This window comes from Pedobacter sp. GW821-FHT01D05 (assembly GCF_059422505.1).
Genome location: NZ_JBWKXA010000002.1, coordinates 200396 through 225376, shown reverse-complemented (window position 1 = coordinate 225376; position 24981 = coordinate 200396). Strand labels below are relative to the sequence as shown.

22 protein-coding genes are annotated in these 24981 nt (G+C 38.9%); 15 read left to right on the top strand and 7 right to left on the bottom strand.

What is annotated here, in order from left to right; all coding sequences use genetic code 11:
- Window positions 1–87: 87 nt before the first annotated feature.
- The 4 genes from AC07VK_RS09135 (at window position 88) to AC07VK_RS09120 (ending at window position 6243) form a co-directional block, all read left to right on the top strand.
- On the top strand, window positions 88–2307 hold the full coding sequence (locus tag AC07VK_RS09135; RefSeq protein WP_492959995.1) for a transglycosylase domain-containing protein: 2220 nt from the start codon (window positions 88–90) through the stop codon (window positions 2305–2307).
- A 195-nt stretch (window positions 2308–2502) separates the two neighbouring features.
- A complete protein-coding gene (gene uvrC / locus AC07VK_RS09130) occupies window positions 2503–4305 on the top strand; it encodes an excinuclease ABC subunit UvrC (protein WP_492959993.1) in 1803 nt (600 codons plus the stop codon).
- Window positions 4306–4438: 133 nt separating this feature from the next.
- Window positions 4439–4837, top strand: a complete 399-nt coding sequence (locus AC07VK_RS09125) for a nuclease A inhibitor family protein (RefSeq protein ID WP_492959991.1) — start codon at window positions 4439–4441, stop codon at window positions 4835–4837.
- Between the two features lie 38 nt (window positions 4838–4875).
- A complete protein-coding gene (locus tag AC07VK_RS09120; protein WP_492955335.1) occupies window positions 4876–6243 on the top strand; it encodes a DNA/RNA non-specific endonuclease in 1368 nt (455 codons plus the stop codon).
- A gap of 198 nt (window positions 6244–6441) precedes the next feature.
- On the opposite strand, the gene porN is transcribed toward AC07VK_RS09120, so the two are convergent.
- The 6 genes from porN to AC07VK_RS09090 form a co-directional block, all read right to left on the bottom strand.
- Complete coding sequence (gene porN, locus AC07VK_RS09115) at window positions 6442–7356, bottom strand: type IX secretion system ring subunit PorN/GldN (RefSeq protein ID WP_492955334.1); 915 nt, start codon at window positions 7354–7356, stop codon at window positions 6442–6444.
- A 7-nt stretch (window positions 7357–7363) separates the two neighbouring features.
- Window positions 7364–8896 (bottom strand): type IX secretion system motor protein PorM/GldM, encoded by a 1533-nt coding sequence (gene porM, locus AC07VK_RS09110; protein WP_492955333.1) that lies wholly within the window; start codon window positions 8894–8896, stop codon window positions 7364–7366.
- Window positions 8897–8938: 42 nt separating this feature from the next.
- Window positions 8939–9742: a type IX secretion system motor protein PorL/GldL gene (porL, locus tag AC07VK_RS09105; RefSeq protein ID WP_492955332.1), complete on the bottom strand. Its 804-nt coding sequence runs from the start codon at window positions 9740–9742 to the stop codon at window positions 8939–8941.
- Window positions 9743–9782: 40 nt separating this feature from the next.
- Window positions 9783–11108: a T9SS ring complex lipoprotein PorK/GldK gene (gene porK / locus AC07VK_RS09100; RefSeq protein WP_492959989.1), complete on the bottom strand. Its 1326-nt coding sequence runs from the start codon at window positions 11106–11108 to the stop codon at window positions 9783–9785.
- Between the two features lie 225 nt (window positions 11109–11333).
- Window positions 11334–12104 (bottom strand): uroporphyrinogen-III synthase, encoded by a 771-nt coding sequence (locus tag AC07VK_RS09095; RefSeq protein ID WP_029274186.1) that lies wholly within the window; start codon window positions 12102–12104, stop codon window positions 11334–11336.
- 14 nt (window positions 12105–12118) lie between these two features.
- The gene (locus AC07VK_RS09090) at window positions 12119–13096 is read right to left on the bottom strand and encodes a DUF4271 domain-containing protein (RefSeq protein WP_492959987.1); all 978 of its coding nucleotides are present in this window, start codon (window positions 13094–13096) and stop codon (window positions 12119–12121) included.
- A 117-nt stretch (window positions 13097–13213) separates the two neighbouring features.
- Between AC07VK_RS09090 and AC07VK_RS09085 the strand changes: the two genes are divergently transcribed.
- From AC07VK_RS09085 to AC07VK_RS09050, 8 genes are all read left to right on the top strand, one after another.
- On the top strand, window positions 13214–13441 hold the full coding sequence (locus tag AC07VK_RS09085) for a hypothetical protein (protein WP_492955329.1): 228 nt from the start codon (window positions 13214–13216) through the stop codon (window positions 13439–13441).
- A 155-nt stretch (window positions 13442–13596) separates the two neighbouring features.
- A complete protein-coding gene (gene hemW / locus AC07VK_RS09080; protein WP_492955328.1) occupies window positions 13597–14730 on the top strand; it encodes a radical SAM family heme chaperone HemW in 1134 nt (377 codons plus the stop codon).
- A gap of 98 nt (window positions 14731–14828) precedes the next feature.
- A complete protein-coding gene (locus AC07VK_RS09075) occupies window positions 14829–15611 on the top strand; it encodes an SDR family oxidoreductase (protein ID WP_492959985.1) in 783 nt (260 codons plus the stop codon).
- 315 nt (window positions 15612–15926) lie between these two features.
- On the top strand, window positions 15927–16478 hold the full coding sequence (locus AC07VK_RS09070; RefSeq protein WP_492959983.1) for a fasciclin domain-containing protein: 552 nt from the start codon (window positions 15927–15929) through the stop codon (window positions 16476–16478).
- Between the two features lie 331 nt (window positions 16479–16809).
- Window positions 16810–17691 carry a cupin-like domain-containing protein gene (locus tag AC07VK_RS09065; protein WP_492955325.1) on the top strand — a complete coding sequence of 294 codons (882 nt, stop codon included), beginning with the start codon at window positions 16810–16812 and terminating at the stop codon, window positions 17689–17691.
- A 92-nt stretch (window positions 17692–17783) separates the two neighbouring features.
- Window positions 17784–18569 carry a DUF3050 domain-containing protein gene (locus AC07VK_RS09060; protein WP_492955324.1) on the top strand — a complete coding sequence of 262 codons (786 nt, stop codon included), beginning with the start codon at window positions 17784–17786 and terminating at the stop codon, window positions 18567–18569.
- Window positions 18570–18696: 127 nt separating this feature from the next.
- Window positions 18697–19575, top strand: a complete 879-nt coding sequence (locus tag AC07VK_RS09055; protein WP_029274179.1) for a cupin-like domain-containing protein — start codon at window positions 18697–18699, stop codon at window positions 19573–19575.
- Between the two features lie 104 nt (window positions 19576–19679).
- Window positions 19680–20294, top strand: a complete 615-nt coding sequence (locus AC07VK_RS09050) for a sugar O-acetyltransferase (protein ID WP_492955323.1) — start codon at window positions 19680–19682, stop codon at window positions 20292–20294.
- 189 nt (window positions 20295–20483) lie between these two features.
- Here AC07VK_RS09050 and AC07VK_RS09045 read toward each other — a convergent pair whose 3' ends face one another.
- Window positions 20484–20909: a YybH family protein gene (locus tag AC07VK_RS09045; protein WP_492955322.1), complete on the bottom strand. Its 426-nt coding sequence runs from the start codon at window positions 20907–20909 to the stop codon at window positions 20484–20486.
- 93 nt (window positions 20910–21002) lie between these two features.
- Between AC07VK_RS09045 and AC07VK_RS09040 the strand changes: the two genes are divergently transcribed.
- The 3 genes from AC07VK_RS09040 (at window position 21003) to AC07VK_RS09030 (ending at window position 24980) form a co-directional block, all read left to right on the top strand.
- Window positions 21003–21884, top strand: coding sequence for a carbohydrate kinase family protein (locus AC07VK_RS09040; RefSeq protein WP_492959981.1), 882 nt, complete (start codon window positions 21003–21005; stop codon window positions 21882–21884).
- Window positions 21885–22239: 355 nt separating this feature from the next.
- Window positions 22240–23337 carry a vWA domain-containing protein gene (locus AC07VK_RS09035; protein ID WP_131030386.1) on the top strand — a complete coding sequence of 366 codons (1098 nt, stop codon included), beginning with the start codon at window positions 22240–22242 and terminating at the stop codon, window positions 23335–23337.
- 155 nt (window positions 23338–23492) lie between these two features.
- On the top strand, window positions 23493–24980 hold the full coding sequence (locus tag AC07VK_RS09030) for a magnesium chelatase (RefSeq protein WP_492955320.1): 1488 nt from the start codon (window positions 23493–23495) through the stop codon (window positions 24978–24980).
- The last annotated feature ends 1 nt before the right edge of the window (window position 24981 follow it).

The following is a 24981-nucleotide window of genomic DNA, read 5'->3' as shown; positions in this document are numbered from 1 at the left end:
TGAGGCTAAAAATCGATTCTATAAAAAATTAATAAATTTGCATCCAAATCTTCTATTCTGGAGATGATTGGAAAATAACAACACAAAATGAATAAGTCCCTTTCTGCACAAGAAACAAAAAGATATAGTTTAGTCATCTGGAAAATTCTGATCGGGGGAATTGCCCTGTTTGCCATTTTCATTTCCATGATCGGGTTGGGCCTTTTTGGTGCGCTGCCCTCTTTCAGGGATATTGAACACCCAAAAAGTAATCAGGCTTCAGAAATTATTGCGGAAGACGGCCGGCCATTAGGCACCTATTTTGTTCAGAATAGGTCGAATGTTACTTATAAAGATATTTCGGAAAACGTAATCAATGGGCTAATTGCCACAGAAGATACCCGCTTTAAAGAACATTCAGGTATAGATTTCAAACGTACCTTCACCATTATCGGTTATAATTTAATCGGCAAAAAGCAGGGTGCAAGTACCATTACACAGCAATTGGCTAAAAATCTTTTCCCAAGAGAATCGAACCTGAATTTTTTCTCCCTCGTGTTAACCAAGTTTAAAGAGTGGATTGTTGCCGTTAAACTAGAGCGTAACTATACCAAGGAGGAAATTATCACAATGTACTTAAATACGGTCGATTTTGGTAACCAGGCTTATGGCATAAAATCGGCAGCAAGGGTTTATTTCAATACTACGCCCGACAAATTAACCTTAACACAGGCAGCAACCTTAGTGGGCATGCAAAAAGGGATTACCATGTATTCTCCCACCCGCCACCCTGAGCGCTCAAGAGACCGCAGAAATACTGTAATGGCCATGATGGTTAAATCAGAGCTCTTAACCCAACAGGAATTTGACGAACAAAAAGAGAAACCCTTAAACCTGCATTTTAATGCAGCAACCGTTAATGATGGTATTGCACCATATTTCCGTTCGGTATTGAAGAATGATATCAAAAACATTTTTCAGGAGCAGTCGATTACTAAACCCGATGGCACACCTTACGACTTAGACCGCGATGGTTTGAAAATTTATACCACATTGAATTATGATATGCAGGTATATGCCGAAGAAGCACAAAAAGAATACATGAAAGTATTACAGGCCCAGTTTATTGCCAGCTGGAAAGGCAGAAACCCGTTTAAGGATAAAGCTTTACAGATTGAACAGGGTATTAAACGCTCTGATCGTTACAAATCGTTAAAACTGGAAGGTAAATCAGAAGATGAAATCAAAGATGATTTCAATACTAAAACAGAAATGACCATTTTTACCTGGAAAGGCAATATTGATACAGTAATGAAACCGATCGACTCCGTTCGCTACTACAAAATGCTGTTGCGTAATGCGATGATGACCATGGACCCAACCAATGGGCATGTGAAAGCGTGGGTTGGAGGGATTAATTACGAACATTTTAAATACGATCAGGTTAAAATGGGAACCAGGCAGGTAGGCTCAACTGCGAAGCCGTTCACCTATGCCGTTGCAATTGAAAATGGTTATTCTCCTTGCTACACTGTACCAAATGTACCAGTAACGATAGATGGCTATGGAGAACCATGGACGCCAAGAAATTCGGGCAAACCACTGCCAGGCAGCATTACTTTACAAAAAGCCCTGGCTTACTCTCAAAATTATGTTACCGCCTATTTAATGAAACAGGTTGGCCCGGTTGCAGTATCAACATTGGCAACCAAAATGGGGATTCCTAATGTTCCGGCATTTCCTTCCATCTGTTTAGGTACTTTCGATTCATCTGTCTATAATATGGTAGGCGCTTATGGCGCTTTTGCAAACAAAGGAACCTATACCAAGCCGATTTATCTATTAAGGATAGAAGATAAAAATGGTGTAGTGTTATTTTCTCAAAAGGAAATACCAAAACCGATCATGAGCGAAGAGGTTGCCTATGTAATGACCAGAATGCTTAAAGGTGTAGTCACTAACGGAACCGGATCGAGGTTGAATTATAAATACAAAGTAAACGCACCTATCGGGGCTAAAACAGGTACTACCCAAAATAATTCAGATGGTTGGTTTATGGCCATTACCCCTCAATTGGTAACAGGTATATGGACTGGCTGTGAGGATAGGGCATTCCACTTTATCAGCACCAACCAGGGTGAAGGTGCCAATACCGCGTTGCCAATTTTTGCTGGTTTTATCAAAAGGGTATATGCCAATCCGGCCTTAAAAATTAGTCATGCTGATTTTGAGGCTCCAAAATCTGGCGTTTCCATCACCTACGATTGCAACCAATACCAGCAACAGGAAGAAGGCGCAACCGAATTGGATGAGAAATTAGGCTTTTAATGCTTTAGGATTTGCGTGAAGGATAGCAGTGGAAATCCTTTTGTTGTCGCCCTGAGCGCAGCCGAAAGGGAACAAAAGATTGGAGCGGATAGCCTGACCCTTTGCGCAGCTTAGGGGCACGCCCAAATTATAAATTACACTAAATCGACGTCCACTTAATCAAAAGTATCCCTTCCGAATCTTATTTTTGTAATAATGAGCAGTTTCGACCATAAAGCAGCATTAACCGCAATTCCGCATAAACCCGGTGTTTACCAATATTGGGATGCCGATGGAAAGCTCATGTATATTGGAAAGGCAAAAGACCTGCGTAACCGTGTGGGTTCTTATTTCAATAGCGACAGGAATCAGTTTAATGGCAAAACAAGGGTACTCGTTTCCAAAATCCGTAAAATTACATTCACCATTGTTGATACAGAGATTGATGCCTGGTTACTCGAAAATAGCTTAATCAAAAAGCATCAGCCAAAATTTAACATCAACCTAAAGGACGACAAAACCTATCCATGGATTATTGTTAAAAACGAGAATTATCCCCGTATTTACTGGACAAGGAAGGTGATTAAAGATGGTTCTACCTATTTCGGTCCTTATGGTTCGATAGGCATGATGCATACTATTTTGGATCTGATTAAAGAAACCTATCCCCTTCGTACCTGTAGTTTGCCTTTAACGGAGAAAAATATAGCTGAAGGGAAATTTAAAGTTTGTTTGGAATATCAAATTGGGAACTGTAAAGGTCCTTGTCAGAATTACCAGACCGAAACAGACTACGATAAAAATATAGGTGAGATTAAAGAGATCCTGAATGGCAAAATCGGAAATGTAATCCGCGAGGTTAAAGGAGTCATTAAATCGGCATCAGAAAACCTGAACTTCGAACTGGCGCATCAATATGCAAGGAGGTTAGAAGTACTGGAGAAATACCAGAGTAAATCTACCGTAGTAAATAGTGCCATTACCAATGTGGATGTTGTGAGTATTGCATCGGATGAACGTTATGCCTTTGTGAATTACCTGAAAGTGATGAACGGAACGATTATCCAAACGCAGACTATCGAGGTTAAAAAACAATTGGATGAGAGTGACGATGAGATTTTAACGCTGGCGATGTTGGAGTTCAGAACAAAATTTAACAGTACATCGAAAGAAATTATTGTTCCTTTTGAGCCGTCGTTAGAAGATGAAAGTTTAAAATTTACAGTACCTAAGCTTGGCGAAAAGAAAAAACTCCTGGAGCTTTCGCAGAAGAATGTATTGTTCTTTAAAAAAGAGAAACTTAATCAATACGAAAAATTAAATCCCGATTTACGCACCGATCGTATTTTAACGACCATGCAAAAAGATCTGCGTTTAACCCAGCTTCCAAAACATATAGAATGTTTTGATAACTCCAACTTTCAGGGCAAATACCCGGTTTCTGCGATTGTTGTTTTTAAAGATGCAAAACCATCGAAAAAAGACTACCGCCATTTTAACGTGAAAACGGTAGAGGGTCCTAACGATTTTGCAACCATGGAAGAAGCCGTTTTCCGTCGTTACAGGAGGATGTTGGATGAAAACCAGTCTTTGCCTCAGCTTATCATCATTGATGGTGGTAAAGGGCAGCTTTCGTCTGCGCTGAAGAGTTTAAAGTTATTGGGTATAGAAAACAAAGTTACCGTAATTGGTATTGCCAAACGTTTGGAAGAACTATTCTACCCTGGTGATTCCTATCCTTTGTATCTGGATAAAAAATCGGAAACCTTAAAAGTGATCCAGCAGCTTCGTGATGAGGCCCACCGCTTTGGAATTACCTTCCACCGCAAGAAACGCGATCAGGGGACACTTAAAACAGAACTGGAGCAGATTGAAGGTATAGGCAAAACTACTGCAGATAAACTGCTAACCCATTTTAAATCGGTTAAAAAAATCAAAGAAGCTACCGAGAAAGAACTGGCAGAAATATTGAATAAAAAGCAGGTAACTACCTTGCTGTCCCACTTTAAAGAAGCGTAAATCTGCGCCGTAAACGCCAACAGACCAGCGTGTAAAAATCTTAACACAATATTAATCTTTTCTTGGTATGCCTTAAATACTTTTTCTATAAATTAGGCCTGTTAATACAAGTAAACATCTATCCCTAATTTACATGAGTAACAACATCATGGTTACAATTACCAAGCTTTTACTTGGTGTATTGTATTTTACCGAATCAGAAAGCCCTTTAAAAGCGGTTGACTGGGGTAAAGTCCCTCCTGCAGAACTATTGCAAAAAATTGCAGTTCAATACCATTCAGCTCCATCCAATTTAAAACTCCTGGATCACGCTGTATTTTTCAACCACCTCGTTTCAAAGGTGGATGCAGCCGATGTACCTATGGTAGAAAATGCCCGTAAAATAACAGCGTTTTATTCTTCATTAAAGCAAAATCTTTCCAACATACAGGTCATCAGAGTAGAGGGTGCCAGCAGAATACCTGTTCTGATTACCGGCTATTTACCAGATGGCAACTGTGTAGTTATTGAAACATTTGCTGTCGAAACCTAAGCAATCAATCCCATCCATTAAATAATCCCAAACTAAACATGAAAGCATTAAAAAAATTAAGCTTACTGGCTGTCCTATGCCTTGGCCTCGCTGCCTGTAAAAAAGAAAACCAATTTCAACCTGAAACCAACTTATTTGAACAAAAATTAAACAGTAAAGCCGCAACTGCCAGCACACAGGCTATTGCTGCAGGTTTTCCTGAAGATTTCGAATCTGGTACCAAAGGAAGTTATGCCACGGCATCAGTAACCTTGGGCAGTGGAAGCTGGAGCCTTAACGATGCCTTAATTGGAAACCTTGCTGCAGATGCAAAAAACGGCAGTCAATCAGTTCGAATACGCAATACCGGTATATTGAGTATGAATTTCGACGTAAACGGAGCTGATGTGGTAAGTATTGCCCATGCCAAATACGGTACCGATGCCAATAGCACCTGGCAGCTTTGGTATTCTACCGATGGTGGCTCGAGCTGGTTACAATCAGGCAGTACCATTACCAGTAGTACCACAACATTATCAACCGTAACCTTCAATACTGCAATTGTTGGGAATGTACGTTTTCAGATCCGTAAAATCAGTGGCGGTACTGCCCGCATCAACATAGACGATTTCAGTATTTCCACTGGCGATATAACCAATCCGCCTACCACACCAGGAGATAACAGTAACCTTTTATTGGGTAACCCAAGCAATGCTGTTGCCAGTACTTCTTATCCAGAAAATTACCTGATGGAACGCACTTATTATACACTTTCTTACAGCAAAACAAGGGCAACACCTAATTGGGTAAGCTGGCACATTGGATCATCTGACCTGGGTTCAACTCCTCGCCAAGACGATTTTAGAGCCGACAATACTTTGCCTTCTGGATGGTACCAGGTATCGAGCAGCAGCTATTCAGGTTCAGGTTTTGATCGTGGCCATAACTGCCCATCAGCAGATAGAACAATCTCTGTAGCCGCAAATTCTTCTACGTTCTTAATGAGCAACATGATGCCTCAGGCACCAAATAATAACCAAGGACCATGGGCCGATCTTGAAAACTACACCCGCTCGCTGGTAACAGCAGGTAACGAAGTATATGTTATTTGCGGTTCTTATGGATCGGGCGGTACAGGAAGCAATGGCGGCATCACTTATACTATCGACAATGGTAAAGTTAATGTACCTTCTAATACCTGGAAAGTTATTGTGGTACTATCCAACGGCAATAACGACTTAAGCCGTATTACTTCATCTACGAGGGTGATTACAGTAAATATGCCAAATACAAATGGTTTGAATACCAATTGGAAAACATACCGTACAACAGTTAATGCAGTAGAATCTGCAACTGGTTACGATATTTTATCAAATGTACCTGCAGCTATCCAAAGTGTAATAGAATCAGCAACAGATAACCTATAAAACATTTTATCTTTAAAGAAAAGCGCGGCAATCCATTAATTTGGGTTGCCACGATTTTTTATTGGCATCATCAAACTGAGCCAGCTTAAGAATTAAAGATTATCTCATCTTCCCTTTCTTCTCAACTCTTTTGTTCGTAATGGGTGGATATGGTATAAACAAAAAGCTCCGATGAAAATCGGAGCTTTTTGTTTATACTTAGTATTCCCAAAGACCTTGTTCGTAATCAAGAACAGATTTTTTAATCCTTTCTGATTCGTATAACCTTTCTCTAGGATCGGTAATAATATCTCTGATCTTATTATCGCCGGGATTTGATTCTTTTACAATATAGCTACTGAATAAGCGGCGGATAAAGAAATCATCAAAGCTCAATGCTGAAGCATCGTTATTGGTATTGATTAAACGTTTCTTCGTTAAAATCTCTCTAGCCTCCGGATAGTACACCCAAAATACCGGTTGCCATTGTTTGGAAACCTCATTGTATTTTAAAGGAGCAATACCTACAATACGCGGTTCGAAAACAGAACGTTTAGTATCGAAAATCCAGTCTTCTTTAATTCTGAATTTCAGGAATAACTCCGGGTTAAAATCATTAACTACAGTGGTAACCGTTCCGGTTTTATTGTTCGAAACCTCTGCTGTTCCTAAAGCCGATTTGGCCGCAGAATCTGCAGACATTGGGTTAAGAAAAGCGTCATCTTCGTTCAATGCACTATCAATTGGTGAATACGCTGTCAGTTCGTCTTTTTTAATTGCGGCAATCAATACATCAATTAATCGAGATTTAGGCGATTTTAAGGCTGAATTAACCGTATCACGTAAGTCAATTTCTCTCCAGATCCGTTTTGCATAAAAAACATCCTCTTCTCTTACATCTGCCAAAGGAACCATTTCAGTACTGTCAATATCCTTACGGGCATAGAAACCATCTTTAGGTGGTACCTTAAGTTTCTTTTTAGCTGTTTTAACAGGGGCTTTCACTGTATCTACCACAGGAGGTGCAGCCACTACTGGCGCAGCTTTCTTCGGCGCTAACTTGGTTGGCTTTTTTTGTGCAAAAGCAAACGTGGTTAACAACACTAAAATAGCAATACTTAAAATCCTTTTCATCTTCTTTTTATTTTACGCTAAACGCTAATGAAGGCAAAATTTTCTGGCGTCCATCTGGCCCTATAGAAACAATATCTTCAAAAAACACCCTTGTACCAGGCGTAATCGAGTTTATTGCACCTTTAACCGCACCTGCAAAACTGCCACCACTACCAGGAATGGTAACTGCATCAGAACGCGGTTTGATAATTGTTAATTTATAACGCTGTATTTTAAATTTAACATCAAAAGGGAAATCATCCAGATCTGCCTCAATTTCAGTTTCGCTTTTTAATTGTACCGAAGCTACATCACCTCCAGAACGGCCACCAACCTTAGCAACCGGAGTTGGGATACCTTTAACCCTGAATTTTTGTGAGCCTAAACTAACCGTTTTACCTGCATTGTTCGCTGATACATTGATTGATACTTCCTGACCAACAAGGCTTCCAGGTACGTTTACATTAAAGTTTCCGTTACCACCAGACATTGAACCACCTGAAATAGATGCACGAACGCTTTCTAGTGGGAAACCTGCTGCCGATACCGTAAATGGATTCGGAATACCTGCATAAATTACATTCAGTTTGGTTGAAGAAACAGATGCAGATGGTTTCGCTACCTGATAAGTTTGTGGTTGCGTTTTATATTCTTTTACCTGACCATCAGTTTGGCGAACACGAACCGTACCAACCCAAGTAAACTGCCCAACGCTACTTGTACCACCGCTATAAGTTCCTTTACCATCTTTAACGGATAATTTACTTCCATTAACGGTAATATCGGGAGTTGATCTCGAATCGCTGGCTGTTAAAAATACTTCAGCAGTATATGGCTGACCTTGGATTACATAGGAAGTAGGTGCTACTGCAACTGCCGCAAACTGATCCAGATTAACCTGTGCTTTGTCCATATTTCCGAACAATTTTTTAACTACTTCTGCTTCAGCATTTTTTGTATCTGTTTGCAGTTTGGTTAAAATTGTCATTGCAGCAGTTAATGGCGTTCCCTCACCAAAGTAAGTTTCCTGCCAGTTTCCTTTCCTTTTTCTTGCAGGATCTTTAGCTTCAAGAGAGAATGAAACATTTGCTCTATCAGCCGGGTCCAACAAAGAGATTAATTTTTCGCGCGTAGCGTTAATTCTCTTTTTTAATTCATCTGCTTTCTTTTGATTGATCATGATATTCTGTGCAATATCCTGATTTGACCTATTTACCAAATCATCAGTTTCCGGATCGATTCCATCACCTGCCTGGGTAAATTCTTTTTTAATGCTTTCAATATAATTATTTAAGTCATCAGCTGCCTTCTGTGCCTGTTTTGCCTTATCGTAAATTGGCTGTGCACGGGCTGGCTCTTCTTTCAACTTCGAATTTTCGAAGGCAGAAAATAACTGATTAATACTTGTATTTACATTGTTTTTAGAAGTATCCAAACTATCGTTGATATTTTTGAATGCATCTAAAATGGTATCTGATACGTTTAAGGCGAGCATAGCCAACAATACCAAATACATGATATTGATCATCCGCTGCCTTGTTGTTTCTTTTCCGCCTGCCATGTTTGATGTAGCTTTTCCTTTAAAAATTAAAAACTAAACAAATTATACACGTGGGCCGTTCATAGCCGATAACATATTGCCATAAATTGCATTAAGCGATGATAGGTTTTTAGCCAACTTATTCACCTCTTCTTTAAACTGTTTCGAATCTTCCATCGATTCGTTAAAGTTCTGCATGGTTAGCGATAAGTTCGAATAGAATTTATTCATCGATTTTAGATGCGCACTAGAATCTTGTAATTCTAATTCATATACGGCATTTAAAGCTGATAAATTTTTAGCCAAATTGTTAACCTGATCATGGTAAGCCTGAGAATCTACCGTGCTCTCACCCATCGCTTTCAAATTAGCAGTGGCCTTATCAAAAGATGCACTTAAATTATCGAAGCCAGCTGAAGCTGTTTTAATTTTGCCTGTAAATTCGTTTGTTGCGGTAGATGCATCTGCAACATTAGAAATTGTTGCTACTTTATCACCAAAAGTACGCAAACCAGAGCCTAAACTTTCAATCAATTCAGGACCAATTTTAGCATCTGATAACATTTTATCCAAAGCTGCTGTGTTCGGTGCTGTTGCCGCAACTGGCCTGGCCGAGGCCGTTGGTAATTCTCCTTTAAAATCTGCTTTTAATTCAGGGTAAACTCTTTCCCAAGCTGGTTCTGGCTCTGGTGGAAAAAATCCTGTTAAAAAGAATAAAAATGCCTCTACACCAAGACCAAGACCGATCATATAGTTACCCATAATTCCACCAATGTGTAGAATTTTAAATAACGCTCCGATAATTACAATACTTGCTCCCCATGAAATCGCTACGTGTAACCAGCCTGGTTGTTTCTTTGCTGCCATAAAATTTTGATGTTTTTCTTTAGTTTTTAGTTTGTTTGGTTTAATGTCTTAAGTCAGTACCACGATAAGATGAAACGCATCTGAAACCAATATATGATCTTTGTGTATCCTGATATTCGTATGTTGCTACTGCATTTTGTAGAAAATAGCCTGTATCTTTCCAAGAACCGCCTTTTACTACTTTACGCTTTTTGTATTTGCTGTCTGTTGCACCAGCATCATAAGTAAAATTCGGGTTCAAATCGTGCAATAATGGGCTTGCGCCTTTATTGTACGCAGTTAATGTCCATTCAGAAACATTACCTGCCATGTTGTACAAACCATAATCATTAGGAAAATACGATCTAACACCTACAGTATAAATACCTCCGTCGCTCGAATAATCGCCACGGCCTGGTTTAAAGTTCGCCTGTAAACATCCTTTTGTATTTCTGATATAAGGACCGCCCCAAGGATATTTTGTTTTGGTGTTGCCGCCTCTTGCCGCATATTCAAATTCTGTTTCGGCCGGTAATCTATAATCTGATCTGGATCCTGCAGGCAATTTTCTTGCTGTAGCTACTCCATCGTACAATCTTGTTCTCCAATGAGAGAATGCTTTTGCCTGCTCCCAGCTTACGCCAACTACAGGATAATCATCATATGAAGGGTGGTTATAATAACCCCGCACCATTGGATCATTTTGTGAATAAGAATAATCTGTTTTCCAAACCATTGTATCAGGATAAATAGCAACATTATAACGATCGATATAATCCTGGCGTTTGCTGTTTGGGTCTTTATGCCCTAGAGCAGCTTTCTCCATATTTAATTCTGCATAAGAATATTCGAATTTACGAACATCCAGTTCTTTTTTTCCTGGAAGTGCATCTAAGCCTGAGTAATACATGCCATCTAACTGACTCACTTGAGCGGCAGCTGCACCCTTACCTTTATTACGCCAAATGTTGGCACCGTTTGGTCCAACTTTCCTCCAGTCGATGTATTTCTCTCCACCAACAGCATTTGCGGCATTTCCTTTGGGTGTAACCATAAATTGTTGAGGGTTGCCCATCATCACAATTGCAATCGAATCGCGTACCCAGTTGGTAAACTGGCGGTATTCTGCGTTTGAAATTTCGGTCTGGTCCATAAAGAACGCGCTAATGGTAACCATTTTACTTGGCCCGTTCTGAGAGAAAGTAATATCTTCATCCGATCCTCCCAGTGGCGTATGCCCTGGCGGCACATAAACCATTCCTAGTGGGATTCTATCGTTTTTGAATTTTCGGTTATAAGCACCAACCAGCTCGCCTTGGCCGCCATGACCACAGCTTGCTAGCATTACAGTTATACCTACAATAGCTAGAAGGTAGATTTTCTTCATATTTTTTATAGTGTGCAAAGCACGATTAGGAGCAATTTTATCAAAAATCACTGAAATTATCAACAAAAGCAAATATTTTACGTTAAATCATCACTTAAAGACAATTAAAGTTAGATTAACACTTCTCCAACAGCCTTATATTTTGTTCAAAAAAAAGCGTAACTTTCTTACTAGCAGTAAAGTTACGCATTTATTATGTTGACTTAAAATAAATTATTTATCGTATTATTTATTAGATATTTTAATGTAATTTTCAATAGCCATTGTCATAGACGGAACGCCTGGGGTTGGCGCAGCGATATCCACTATCAGGTCCATATCGGTACAGGCCTTACTCGTGTTAGTTCCAAAAGCAGCAATCCGGGTATTATTCTGTTTAAAATCGGGGAAATTTTTAAACAACGACTGGATACTTGACGGACTAAAAAACGCAATAACATCGTAGAATACTTCAGCTAAATCAGATAAGTCGCTCACTACTGTTCTAAACAAAACTGCAGGCGTAAAATTATATCCACTTTTTTCCAAGAACTTCATCGTGTCTTCGGTAGCCATATCAGAGCAAGGATATAAAAACTTCTCGTTTGCATGTTTTTTTAGCACTTCTGCTAAATCTGCTGCAGTTTGTTTACCGAAAAAGATTTTACGCTTCCTATACTGAATATACTTCTGCAGATACAATGCAATAGTCTCAGACAGACAAAAATATTTCAGCTCTGCTGGCACTTCATAACGCATTTCTTCGCAGATTCTAAAAAAATGATCTGCTGCATTACGGCTGGTAAAAATTACTGCCGTAAAATCGGCCAGATTAATCTTATCCTTTCTAAAGTCTCTTGCGGGTACACCTTCAACATGAATAAAGGACCTAAAGTCAACTTTTAAGTTGTGTTTTTTGGCCAAATCGTAGTAAGGAGATTTTTCTGTTTCAGGTTTTGGTAAAGTAACCAAAATACTTTTTACTTTGCGGATTCTAGAGTCGTTCTTTTCTTGCATTTTCCTTTTTCCTGCTACAGTCCTATCGTTTTAATTAGTATTAGGATAGGACATATTTCGAGGGCGCAAAAGTACAAAAATAAATGCATTCTAGAAAACTTATTATTAGAAAGTATTGTTATACCTGCCCGCAATAGCTGAAAAGCAAAAATAATACCTAACAGTAAGAATGCCAAGACGATATACACCCCACCGTATTTAAGTGGCGATAAGGCGAAAGCAACTACTAAAGGAATAAATAGTAGGGATGCATTGAAGTAACTGAGGTACAAAATTGAGATGTATTCGCCCACCGGTTTCTGCACATTGAACAGATAACCCAAAAAGCGTAAAAGGACCAGCTTAAGGGCATAAAAGACAATTATAGTAATCGATATACTAAAAAAGAATTTAAACCCATCTTTTGCCTGATACATATCATTCCACTGTGCTACAAGAAAAAAGAACATTCCAAAAACGAAACCAAACTGCACAAAAAGCAACAAAAATGGCCAGGAACTAAACAGGTTATCCTCCTTGTTAATATTATTCAAAATCCTGTTACTGAAAAACGATTGAACGATTGCCGATAGTTGTTTCGAAAAAGCATTTTTGAGAATGGCAAAGATGATGAGCATGCCGAAAATAAATCCCAGCAAACCAACGTTGCCTTTTGGGATTTTTGTGCCCAATTGATAAGGATTTACCTTTTTCTTTAAGTGCTGGTATTTCTTTTGCCAAGCCAGTAGATCGAGTTTAGGAAAAAGATATTCCTTTTCGATGGTATCGAGCAAAGCCCCTTTATTAATTAAACTATCCGGAAGCACCCAGGTATGGCGAACAAGCGAATCGGTCGAAAATTTCTGCCTGGCGAGTGTTGCCGAATCTGGCCGGTATCTTCGATATTGATATTGATTCACAGCTACGCTATCTGTTTGAACAGGAATTTCCTGTGCTGCTACAAAATTAGCAGACCATACAAACGCGAACAAAAAGAAAATAAATTTCGGCATGCAGTAAATCAAAACTTAAGGATGCAAAAGTAGTCGAATAATCATGGTTTACCTAAAGAAAATAAATGGATTAATTAATAACTTTAACAATAATGCTCAAGTCGCACACATTCAACAATGTCCAATTCAAAAAAGAAAACGCCAATATTCGGAATAACAACTGCAATTTCAGAAAAGTTAGATAAAAGGAGATGGAACAAAACCTTTAGAAGGATCGTAAAAATACAGATTATTAAACAGGAAGAGCTTCCACACAAAATTTCAGCTGTTACAAATGTTTTGGATGGAGATAAAGATGGGAAAAGATACTTAAAAAAATACAGTAGCAAAGATATTAGAAAGTAGTGTTATTCATTCAATTAGTAAAGCTATTACTTTACAAAAGCAAGAAATAAGTAAAGCTATTACTTTACTTACCCGATTTCCATTAATGGTTATGTAAACTAATTGCTTATTATTTATAACAATAAAGAAAAATTAACTTCGCTATCTTTGCAGCAATGTCCGGTATCTATATTCATATCCCTTTCTGTAAAAAGGCCTGTCACTATTGCGATTTTCACTTCAGCACTTCCTTAAAATATGCTGATGAAATGGTTGATGCGATCTGTAGGGAGATCAACATGAAAAAAGACCGGATTAGCGGACAGGTTGGAAGCATTTATTTTGGCGGTGGAACACCCTCCATTTTATCGCAGGTATCTTTGCAAAAGATTTTTGATGCCATTAACCACACCTTTTCGGTCGATGCAAATGCTGAAATTACTATCGAAACCAATCCTGATGATTTAACCGCTCAGAAGTTAAAAGAACTAAAACAACTGCCCGTTAACCGCTTTAGTGTGGGCATCCAATCTTTTTATGATGAAGATCTGATCTGGATGAACCGGGCACACCAGGCCCAAGAAGCCGAAGATTGTATCAGAAGAAGTCAGGATGCCGGTTTTGAAAACCTCACCTTAGATTTAATTTATGGTTATCCTTTGCTTACCGATCAAAAATGGCTAAATAATATCCAAAAAGCAGTTGAGCTTGAGGTTCCGCATATTTCGGCCTATGCCCTAACAGTAGAACCCCGGACAGCTTTAGCCTATGCCATTAAAAACAAAAAACAAACTCCCGTAAACGATAATCAAAGTGCCGCTCAGTTTATAATTTTGATGGATAAACTGATAGATGCAGGATTTGAACACTATGAAATTTCGAATTTTGCCAAACCGAACCATTATGCCGTGCATAACACCAATTATTGGAAAGGTGTAGATTATATTGGCATTGGTCCATCGGCGCACGGCTTTAATGGCCAGAACCGTTATATGAACCCAGCCAATAACGCTCTGTATATGGAAACGTTAGGCCATAACAAGCTTCCTGAAATTGTTGAGGAACTGAGTTTAAACGACAGATTTAACGAATACATCATGACTTCGTTAAGAACCATGTGGGGAACTGATTTACAAAAAATAAATACCGATTTCGGGAAAGACTTTTTAGCAGAAACAAAACACAACCTAAAAAATTTCGAGGATAAAGATTGGCTACTGGTTGACGGAGATAAGATTTTTTTAAATCAGAACGGAAAATTATTTGCTGATCATATTGCTTCAGAATTGTTTATAGTAGGAGATGAATGAGTGAATTGAGAAGGATTGATTTAGAGAATGACTGATTTAGCGGGTTAAACAACATTCACTCATTCAAAACTCGGTCATTCAATAATTAATTAAAATGTATGTCGAAAATTGTATGGATTACAGGCGCATCATCAGGTATTGGCGAAGCCTTGGTATATGAATATTTTAAAGCGGGCAACAAGCTGATTATTTCGGGAAGAAACCGTGATGAGCTGTTCAGGGTAAAAGGAAATTGCCAAAACTCCTTTAATGTACATGTTTTACCGTTCGATTTGAGTGAAACAACTACACTGGAAAACAAAGCTGCCGATGCCATCCGTATTTTTGGAAAAATAGATTTACTGATCAACAGCGGTGGTGTAAGCCAGCGGAGTTTAGCGCTCGAAACTAATCTGCAAACAGAACAACACATTATGGATACCAATTTCTGGGGAACAGTGGTACTGAGCAAAGCAGTTTTGCCGCTGATGATCGCCAACGGTGGTGGGCAGATCGTTGTAATTAGTAGTCTTGTTGGGAAATTCGGCACGAAATTCCGCTCTACTTATTCCGCATCAAAACATGCGCTGCATGGTTATTTCGATTCACTCCGATCGGAAGTTTACGATAAAAACATCGATATTACCATCATCTGTCCAGGTTTTATCAAAACAAATGTAACCTATAATGCGCTTACCGCAGATGGTAAGCCCCTAAATAAAATGGGTGATGCACACGAAAATGCCATGACTCCGTCCGAATGTGCCAAACAAATTGTAGTGGCTGTTAGCAACAAAAAAGAAGAAGTTTATATTGGCGGAAAAGAAACCAGAGCCGTATTATTGAAACGCTTTTTCCCTAAGCTTTTTTCTAAAAAAGTAAGAACGGTTAAGGTGAACTAGCACTGCGTTTTGAGGTTGGCGTTAAGCGTGAAACACAAAGTATAAAGGATGCGACTAAAGGAAGAACCCAATTTATCTAAACCCGGTTGAAGCGATATCCTTTTGGCATAATTCTGAGCATAGTCGAAGAACAGCCAAAAGATTAAGCGAAAAACGGGACTAGCCGCCCCGAAGAACCACTACTGTATCTTTACAAGAAAAAAAAATAAAACACTAACAATCAATACATTGCAAATTATTTTTCATTTCTAAAAACCAAGTATCTGTAAGCCATCGTAAATGGAACCAAATAACAGAAACTTAAAATTAGAAATAATGAAAAATTTAATCTTATCCGCATTTGCCGTAATTACAATGGCATTCACTACTCAAGTTTACGCTCAAAAAAATCCAATGGTTGGTGGTGCAGCCATGTATTCTACTAAGGATATTGTAGACAATGCCGTAAATTCAAAAGACCACACTACACTGGTTGCGGCAGTTAAAGCAGCAGGCTTGGTAGAAACTTTAAAAAGCAAAGGTCCTTTTACAGTTTTTGCGCCAACTAACGCTGCATTTGATAAACTTCCTGCGGGAACTGTAGACAATCTTGTTAAACCGGAAAACAAAGCAACCCTAACCACTATTTTAACTTACCATGTTGTTGCAGGGAAAATGGATAGCAAAGCGATTGCAAAAGCAATTAAAGCTGGCGGCGGCAAAGCCGAACTTACAACGGTACAGGGCGGTAAACTTTGGGCCTGGATGGAAGGCAAAAAATTAGTACTAAAAGACGAAAAAGGTGGAAAGAGCACGGTAACCATTGCAGATGTTTATCAGAAAAACGGTGTGATCCATGTAGTTGATACTGTTTTAATGCCGAAATAAATTTTAGATATCCTTATCATCAGTGTAAAACGTTCTGACTTTTGTCAGGGCGTTTTTGCGTTTATAAAAAATCATCTTTTAAAATCCGTCGTTATTTTTTCATCGTAAATATATACACAACACAAGAAGATATTCTTATTAAAAACATACGTCACGTCCCGTGTGATTATAAAACTAACGTCCTTTCTTAAACGCAGGGGCGTTTTTTATTGACCATAAATATACTTTCTGACTTTTTTTGATGAATTGTCAGTTTTTTTTCACGTTTTTGCATTTGTAATGCTTAGTGTTTTTTAACTATTTAATTTTGCTGCATTAATAGTTTTTTAACATGAAATTCAATTTATCTCCGATAGATGTAGTTGAAGACATATCTAAATCAGATTTCGAGCTGAACTACCTTAAACCGCGTAAACCATTGGTAATAAAGAATATGGCTAAAAAATGGCCTGCTTACCAAAAATGGACGATGGAATACATGAAAGAAGTTGTTGGCGATAAAACGGTTCCGCTTTACGACAGTTCTAAAGCCGATCCTGCTAAACCTATAAATGCCTCTGCTGCAGAAATGAAATTTGGCGATTATATCGACCTGATTAAAGAAACACCGACCGATCTGCGCATATTTTTGTTCGATCCGATAAAATTTGCACCAAAGCTACTCGAAGATTATATCGCACCGAAAGATTTAATGGGCGGTTTTTTAGATAGTTACCCGAATATGTTCTTTGGCGGTAAGGGATCGGTAACGTTTTTGCACTATGACATCGATTTAGCACACATTTTCCATACGCACTTTAATGGCCGAAAACATGTAATCTTATTCGATTATAAATGGAAAGAACGTTTGTATCAAATCCCCTATGCTACTTATGCCTTAGAAGATTATGACGTAGAAAATCCTGATTTTGATAAATTCCCGGCTTTAAAAGGTGTTCAGGGCGTTGAAGCCTTTTTAGAACATGGCGATACCTTATTTATGCCAACCGGGTACTGGCACTGGATGAAATACCTGGATGGTTCTTTTTCTATTAGCTTAAGGGCATGGGACAAAAGCTGGGCGGTAAAAGCAAAAAGCTTGTATAACTTAACTTTACAGCGTAAATTTGACGACTTTATGAAAGCAAACTACCGCGAAAAATACATGCAATGGAAAGAACAGCTTGCAGTTAAAAGAGCAAGTAGAGCACTAGAAAAGAATTTACCAAAGTAAAATAATGAAAGAATTATTGAATGATAAGATGAGCGCATTAATCTCGCTCAAAACATTCACTCATTCAAAACTCAATTATTCAATAATCATACATGCATCCTAACATTATAAAAATCCAGGAAAGAATAGCGCCACTTAGGCAGGAAATTATTAACCACAAAGTTTATTCGGCCATTAGTGAAATAGAAGATCTCCGGGTTTTTATGGAGCATCATATTTTTGCAGTTTGGGATTTCATGTCGCTACTTAAAGCCCTACAAATTAACTTAACCTGTACTACTTTACCCTGGTTTCCGGTGGGCGATCCGGTTACCCGGCAGCTGATCAATGAAATTGTGGCCGGTGAAGAATCGGATATAGATGCCAATGGGGCAATTAAAAGTCACTTCGAGCTGTACTTAGATGCAATGGATCAATGCGGTGCCAATACAAAACCCATTAATATCTTTTTACAGGAACTAAAAAACGGAAAAAGTTTTAATGAAGCTTTCGAGAAAGCGGATGTTCCTGCAGCGGCAAAGGATTTTGTAAATGTGACCTTCGAAACCATTAACAGCGGAAAAACACATTTACAGGCCGCAAGTTTTACTTTTGGCCGCGAGGATTTGATTCCAAACATGTTTTTTAGTATGGTAAACGACCTGAACAGTACCCAGGCAGATAAAGTTTCTATTTTTAAATATTATTTAGAGCGCCACATCGAAGTAGATGGCGATCACCACAGCCATTTGGCGCTCTCCATGACAGAGAAACTTTGTGAAAAAGATGAGGCTTTTTGGGCTGAGGCAGAGGAAACCACAAAACAGGCACTACAAAAAAGGATCGACCTGTGGGACGCTGCCTATGCCGAAATTGTTAAAAATAAAGTTGAGGCGTAATTACTAAATTGTTAAGTATTTGCTAATTTAGATTACGTGATTTTAGTCACATTTACCTGTTAACATCAATTTTGTAAAATAAAATTTACACATTTGTTGTTCGGCACAAATAACCGATTTTAAGCGCATGAGTTTCATTTTAAAACCTGTTGATATCGTTGAGAGCATCACTCCCGAAGATTTTAAGAAAAATTATCTGAAAACTAAACGTCCGTTAGTAATCAGGGGCCTAACCAAAGACTGGCCTGCCAGAGAAAAATGGACGACTGAATATTTAAAGGAAATTGGTGGCGAGCTTGAAGTTCCACTTTACGACAACTCTAAAGCAGATCCATCAAAACCAATCAATGCAGCTACGGCGCATATGAAATTTGGCGATTACCTTGACCTGATCAAACGTGAGCCAACTGAACTGCGTATATTCTTTTTTAACCTCTTTAAAAAAGTACCAAGTTTAATCAATGATGTAAAAATCCCTAAAGATTTAATGGGTGGTTTTATCGAAAGTATGCCCGCTATGTTTTTTGGCGGCTCCAACTCGGTAACCTTTTTACATTACGATATCGATTTACCGCATATTTTCCATACACACTTTGGCGGTAGAAAGCACATCGTTCTTTTCGACAACAAATGGAAAGACAGATTGTATTGCCTGCCAAATGCAACTTATGCTTTAGAAGATTATGATGTGGCCAACCCCGATTTCGAAAAATTTCCGGCATTAAATGGCGTAGAAGGTTATGAAGTTTTCTTAGAGCATGGCGATACTTTATTTATGCCAACCGGAATGTGGCACTGGATGAAATACCTGGACGGATCGTTCTCTTTAAGCTTAAGAGCCTGGGATCAATCAATTACACGCAAAGTAGCCAGCGTTTGGAGCTTATTTACCCACGGTGCGATAGACAGTTTAATCAAAATGACTTTCAAAGAAAAATACGCCCACTGGAGAGAGAAAAAAGCAGTTAAAATTGCTGAAAGAGCTTTAGCTAAAGGCAGGCCATAGAAAAAAGTATTGAAAAAGTAAAATACAACGGGGCATCGGTTACGATAGCCCCGTTTTTTATTATAATTGCGTAAACACCGAGAATTAGAAATCAGGCACCAAAGATGGAAAACAATATCCTTAGCGAAAAAGAAAAAATGCTGGCCGGCAAAGCTTATCGGGCTGGCGGCGAAGAACTCTCTAAAGAAAGATTAAAAGCACGTGAAATTGTTTTCGAGTTTAATAACCTCGCGCCAAAATTTATCAAACAACGAAAAGAATTATTAAAAAGGTTATTCGGAAAAACAGAACGGATGTTTTATGTAGAACCTCCATTTAGATGCGATTATGGCTACAACATTGAAATCGGCGATAATTTTTACGCAAATTTTAACCTTGTTATTTTAGATTGCGCCAAGGTACGCATTGGCAATAGCGTTTTCATTGCACCAAATGTGGCTATTTATACTGCAGGCCACCCTATCCATGCACATTTACGCGATCAGGAATATGAGTGGGCTCAGGAAGTGACCATTGGCAACAGTGTTTGGATCGGTGGAAACGTGGTGATTAACCCAGGGGTAAAAATCGGATCCAATGTGGTCATCGGATCAGGCAGTATTGTAACCAGAGATATTCCGGATAATGTTTTTGCAGCAGGAAACCCATGTAGGGTAATCCGCCAGTTAACAGATGCGGATAAGGATTATTATTATAAAGATTTTAAGTTGGGGGAATAAATTAACAAGTCCCCTGCTTTTACTTAATTAAACGGCGTCATCCCGACTGGAAAGCCGCGGAATGGAGAGATCCACCTAGACAGATTTATCGACTTCATTCCCCTCCGCTTGAAGTGACAACCAGGGGGAAGCTTCGTTACCAACACAACTTTAACCCCTCATCCATTTTATACCTCACCTCTTTCACACTTAGCTGCTATGATCAGCAACTACTTTCCATTCGCCCTTAATTTTTCTGATCAGGAGTGTAAAATACCCTTTAAGTTCATCCTTTTCTCGTTTAACATTCCAGCTGCCCAATACAAAAGCCAGATCAGGTTTTAAAAAATCGACTTTTTTAATTCCGAACACTAAAAACCCCATTGCTGCTTTGTCAGGATAGCCCTTTTTATAATTATCCAATGTTTTCTGCCAGCCATAAGTTGGTCCGCTTTTACCTACAAAAAGTAAACTATCCGATTTTTCATAACCCTGCATAAAGGCCTCAACATCGCCTTTGTTCCAATCTGTACGTTGCTTTTCGAGTAAATTAAGTATGGCCTGTTTATCTTTCGGATTTTGAGCAAAAGCGCTAAAGGAAGCTAAAAACAGTGCAATTACAAGTATTCTTTTCATGGTTATTTAAGTTGAAGTAAAAATTAAAGATATGAAACAAATTATTTTGTTCCATGCGTAAAAATTCTTTATTTACACTTCTATAAATCTCCTATGCAAAATAAAGTAATCACAATTGGCGAAATACTCTGGGATGTTTTTCCAGAGGGTAAAAAAGCTGGCGGCTCGAGTATGAACGTTGCGCTTAATTTACACAAACAAAGTATAGACAGCAGTTTTATTAGCGCAATTGGTGATGATGAAAATGGAAAAGAGCTATTCGGTTTTCTGGCCGGCAATCATTTTGCAACTGATTTGATCCAGGTAAACGCCGAATTACCGACCAGTACGGTGGTGGTGCAGTTGGATGAAAACCATCAGGCCACTTATACGATTAAACAACCTGTAGCTTGGGATGACATCAAAATCAGCGACGAAAACATAGCAGCCGTAAAACAGGCAGATGCCTTGGTATATTGTAGTTTAACCTGCAGGGAAGAAAAATCTAAAAAAACCATTCTTAAACTTTTAGAAAATGCTAAGACTAAAATATTCGACATTAACCTTCGTGCGCCTTTTTATACAAAAGAATTAATTGGGGAGCTTTTGGTAAAAGCAGATATTCTAAAAATAAATGAAGATGAAATTTTATGGGTAAAAGAATCTTTTGGCTTAAGTGGTAGTACAGATGAGCAACTTTTAAAACAGCTTTCCAGTCAGTTTAACATTGAAATCATCTGTCTCACACTTGGCGATAAAGGTGCCTGCGTTTTAAAAGAGGGCAAATTATTTAAACACCCTGGCTATAAGGTACAGGTGGCCGATACAGTTGGTGCCGGCGATGCCTTTTTAGCCACATTTATTGCCTGTTACCTACAGGGCTACCCTATGGAAACCACATTGGATAATGCCTGCAAAGTTGGGGCTTTTGTAGCCTCGCAAGCTGGCGCAAATCCGAATTACAATAAAAAGATTTATCATATGGCGTTGGGTTAGCTTTATTTTTTAGGCACGGAAACACAGATTGACACGGAATTTTTATTTCTAAAACGGTGGGTTTTGCGTTAGGGATTGTAAGGGTTCAGTGCCTATTAAGCATCTGTTTTTATTTAATCACGGTATGCTTGCTTGTTTCACAGGTCTTCATCGGTACCGGAGCGAAGCGCAGCCCTGTAAGGCCCGACCCTTGCGCAGCTTGGGGAACGCCCAGATCAGTTTGACAGTTTTCAGTTGGAAATTCAATCTGCTTTGGTCTTTCGACTTTTACCTTTTGCTTGTCTCAAAAATGACACCGCGCTTAAATTAATGCAAAGCGAAACTTTTATCTTCGATAAATCGTTAATACAAGCACATGAGAGGTTTTCGTTTTTCTGATTATAAGCCGGGCGATACGCCAAAGGGTGGGTTTGATGAGTTGCTGAAATTATTTAGCGAACTGCTGAATTATACAGCTGGAGATGCAGCAGAGGCTTTAAGCTGGCTGAACGAGCTCGACAAGCAATATAAACTAACCAATAACGATTATGGTATTGGTAATTTTATCGACGACCTGAAAGACAAAGGTTATCTTACGGAAGACAACCAATCTGGAGAATTTAAAATTACAGCCAAAACCGAACAAACGATCCGCAAATCGGCCCTTGATGAAATTTTCGGCAAACTAAAAAAATCAGGCCGGGGAAACCACAACAGTAACCAATCGGGTGTTGGCGAAGAGAAAAATGCCGATAGACGTGAATATAGTTTTGGGGATAGTTTAGATCAGATTGATATGACGGCCTCTATCCACAATGCGCAGATTAACCATGGCATTGGCGATTTCACCTTAACTGATCGCGATCTGGAAGTAGAGGAAAAGGATTTTAAAACTTTAACTTCTACTGTATTGATGATCGATATTTCGCACTCGATGATCCTATATGGTGAAGACCGGATTACCCCTGCAAAAAAAGTTGCGATGGCTTTGGCCGAATTGATTAAAACGAAATACCCTAAAGATACTTTAGACATTGTGGTTTTCGGAAATGATGCCTGGCCAATTAGCGTGAAAGACCTGCCTTATTTACAGGTTGGTCCTTATCATACCAACACCTATGCGGGATTAGAACTGGCTGCTGATTTACTCCGTCGAAGGAAAACGCATAATAAGCAGATTTTCATGATTACCGATGGAAAACCAACCTGCTTAAAAGAAAATGGCAAATACTATAAAAACAGTATGGGTTTGGACAGGAAGGTAATTAATAAAACCTTAAACATGGCTGCCCAATGTAAACGCCTGAAGATCCCGATTACCACATTTATGATTGCCAAAGACCCTTACCTGCAACAGTTTGTGCGCCAGTTTACCGAAATTAATGGCGGAAGGGCTTTTTATAGCTCATTGAATGGCTTGGGCGAATATATTTTTGAAGATTACATTAAAAACAGACGTAAGACAGTTAAATAAGGTAGAGGGCAAAAAGGTGGAAGGTTTAAGGCAAACCCAAAGCCGGAAACACCTACCTAACGAGTCTAAGAAAACATTTTAAACAGGCGAAGATTTAATGGTTGAATGCTGCGCGCTGCAACCCTAACCCTAAACCTTAAACCGATTTTAAAAAGATGCAAAACACCACATTAGGCGAATTAAAAACCACAGGATATAAATCGAGATCTGTAAAAGAAGAGCTTAGGGAAAATCTGATTAAAGTGCTCCGCGATAAAAAAACTGAATTTGAGGGCATTATCGGCTACGACGAAACGGTGATCCCTGAACTGCAAACAGCCATTTTATCGCGCCACAATATTTTGCTATTAGGTTTACGTGGGCAGGCAAAAACGCGTATTGCCCGTTTGATGGTAAACTTATTGGATGAATATGTACCATATGTTGCCGGAAGTGAGATTTTTGATGATCCGTTGAATCCAATTTCGTGGTATGCGAAAAACGAAATTGCCATAAAGGGCGATGATACCGAAATTGCCTGGTTACACCGCAGTGAAAGATACACTGAAAAACTGGCTACACCAGATGTTACCGTTGCCGATTTAATTGGTGATGTTGACCCTATTAAAGCTGCCACATTGAAATTAACCTATAATGACGAGCGTGTAATCCACTTTGGTTTAATTCCACGTGCACACCGCAGCATATTCGTAATTAATGAACTTCCGGATTTACAGGCACGTATCCAGGTGGCATTATTTAACATGCTACAGGAGAAAGATATCCAGATCCGTGGTTTTAAGCTGCGTTTACCGCTGGATATCCAGTTTGTATTTACCGCAAACCCTGAAGATTATACCAACCGTGGAAGCATTGTTACACCTTTGAAAGACAGGATTGAAAGTCAGATTTTGACGCACTACCCTAAAACCATCGAAATTTCGCGCAAAATTACTTTTCAGGAGGCAAAATTAACCACCGATCAAAAAGCCAATATTGAGGCAGATGGATTGGTAAAGGATTTAATCGAGCAGATTGCTTTTGAGGCACGTAAAAGTGAATATATCGATCAAAAATCTGGTGTTTCGGCCAGATTAACCATTTCAGCATATGAAAATTTAATCAGCACAGCTGAAAGAAGAATGCTGATTGCGGGCGAAAAAAATACTTTCGTACGCTTATCCGACCTTGCAGGAATTGTGCCCGCAATAACCGGTAAAATAGAACTGGTTTACGAAGGCGAACTGGAAGGACCAGCGCATGTAGCGACAACCTTAATCGGCAAAGCGGTTAAAACCTTATTTGCACGTTACTTTCCAGATCCTGAAAAAGCGAAGAAAAGCAAAACGGCAAATCCTTATACTGAAGTAACCGAATGGTTTACCGAAGGCAATAATGTGGATGTTACCGATGTTTTAACCAATGCACAGTATAAAAAAGCACTGATGCTGGTACCGGGTTTAAACAATCTGGTAAAGAAGTTTCATCCTAAATTAAGCGAAAATCAAACTTTATTGTTAATGGAGTTCGTATTACATGGTTTAGCTGAATATTCGCAATTGAGCAAAAATTATTTAAATGGCGGCTTCGGTTTCGCTGATATGTTTGGCAGTTTATTTAATGCCGAATTTGACGAAGAAGAGGATGAAGACGATTTCAGATAAA

What these genes read in the sequence shown, in the direction of transcription:
- AC07VK_RS09135 (WP_492959995.1), top strand. Translation starts at nt 88, where the DNA reads ATGAATAAGTCCCTTTCTGCACAAGAAACAAAAAGATATAGTTTAGTC.
- uvrC (WP_492959993.1), top strand. Translation starts at nt 2,503, where the DNA reads ATGAGCAGTTTCGACCATAAAGCAGCATTAACCGCAATTCCGCATAAA.
- AC07VK_RS09125 (WP_492959991.1), top strand. Translation starts at nt 4,439, where the DNA reads ATGAGTAACAACATCATGGTTACAATTACCAAGCTTTTACTTGGTGTA.
- AC07VK_RS09120 (WP_492955335.1), top strand. Translation starts at nt 4,876, where the DNA reads ATGAAAGCATTAAAAAAATTAAGCTTACTGGCTGTCCTATGCCTTGGC.
- porN (WP_492955334.1), bottom strand. Translation starts at nt 7,356, where the DNA reads ATGAAAAGGATTTTAAGTATTGCTATTTTAGTGTTGTTAACCACGTTT.
- porM (WP_492955333.1), bottom strand. Translation starts at nt 8,896, where the DNA reads ATGGCAGGCGGAAAAGAAACAACAAGGCAGCGGATGATCAATATCATG.
- porL (WP_492955332.1), bottom strand. Translation starts at nt 9,742, where the DNA reads ATGGCAGCAAAGAAACAACCAGGCTGGTTACACGTAGCGATTTCATGG.
- porK (WP_492959989.1), bottom strand. Translation starts at nt 11,108, where the DNA reads ATGAAGAAAATCTACCTTCTAGCTATTGTAGGTATAACTGTAATGCTA.
- AC07VK_RS09095 (WP_029274186.1), bottom strand. Translation starts at nt 12,104, where the DNA reads ATGCAAGAAAAGAACGACTCTAGAATCCGCAAAGTAAAAAGTATTTTG.
- AC07VK_RS09090 (WP_492959987.1), bottom strand. Translation starts at nt 13,096, where the DNA reads ATGCCGAAATTTATTTTCTTTTTGTTCGCGTTTGTATGGTCTGCTAAT.
- AC07VK_RS09085 (WP_492955329.1), top strand. Translation starts at nt 13,214, where the DNA reads ATGTCCAATTCAAAAAAGAAAACGCCAATATTCGGAATAACAACTGCA.
- hemW (WP_492955328.1), top strand. Translation starts at nt 13,597, where the DNA reads ATGTCCGGTATCTATATTCATATCCCTTTCTGTAAAAAGGCCTGTCAC.
- AC07VK_RS09075 (WP_492959985.1), top strand. Translation starts at nt 14,829, where the DNA reads ATGTCGAAAATTGTATGGATTACAGGCGCATCATCAGGTATTGGCGAA.
- AC07VK_RS09070 (WP_492959983.1), top strand. Translation starts at nt 15,927, where the DNA reads ATGAAAAATTTAATCTTATCCGCATTTGCCGTAATTACAATGGCATTC.
- AC07VK_RS09065 (WP_492955325.1), top strand. Translation starts at nt 16,810, where the DNA reads ATGAAATTCAATTTATCTCCGATAGATGTAGTTGAAGACATATCTAAA.
- AC07VK_RS09060 (WP_492955324.1), top strand. Translation starts at nt 17,784, where the DNA reads ATGCATCCTAACATTATAAAAATCCAGGAAAGAATAGCGCCACTTAGG.
- AC07VK_RS09055 (WP_029274179.1), top strand. Translation starts at nt 18,697, where the DNA reads ATGAGTTTCATTTTAAAACCTGTTGATATCGTTGAGAGCATCACTCCC.
- AC07VK_RS09050 (WP_492955323.1), top strand. Translation starts at nt 19,680, where the DNA reads ATGGAAAACAATATCCTTAGCGAAAAAGAAAAAATGCTGGCCGGCAAA.
- AC07VK_RS09045 (WP_492955322.1), bottom strand. Translation starts at nt 20,909, where the DNA reads ATGAAAAGAATACTTGTAATTGCACTGTTTTTAGCTTCCTTTAGCGCT.
- AC07VK_RS09040 (WP_492959981.1), top strand. Translation starts at nt 21,003, where the DNA reads ATGCAAAATAAAGTAATCACAATTGGCGAAATACTCTGGGATGTTTTT.
- AC07VK_RS09035 (WP_131030386.1), top strand. Translation starts at nt 22,240, where the DNA reads ATGAGAGGTTTTCGTTTTTCTGATTATAAGCCGGGCGATACGCCAAAG.
- AC07VK_RS09030 (WP_492955320.1), top strand. Translation starts at nt 23,493, where the DNA reads ATGCAAAACACCACATTAGGCGAATTAAAAACCACAGGATATAAATCG.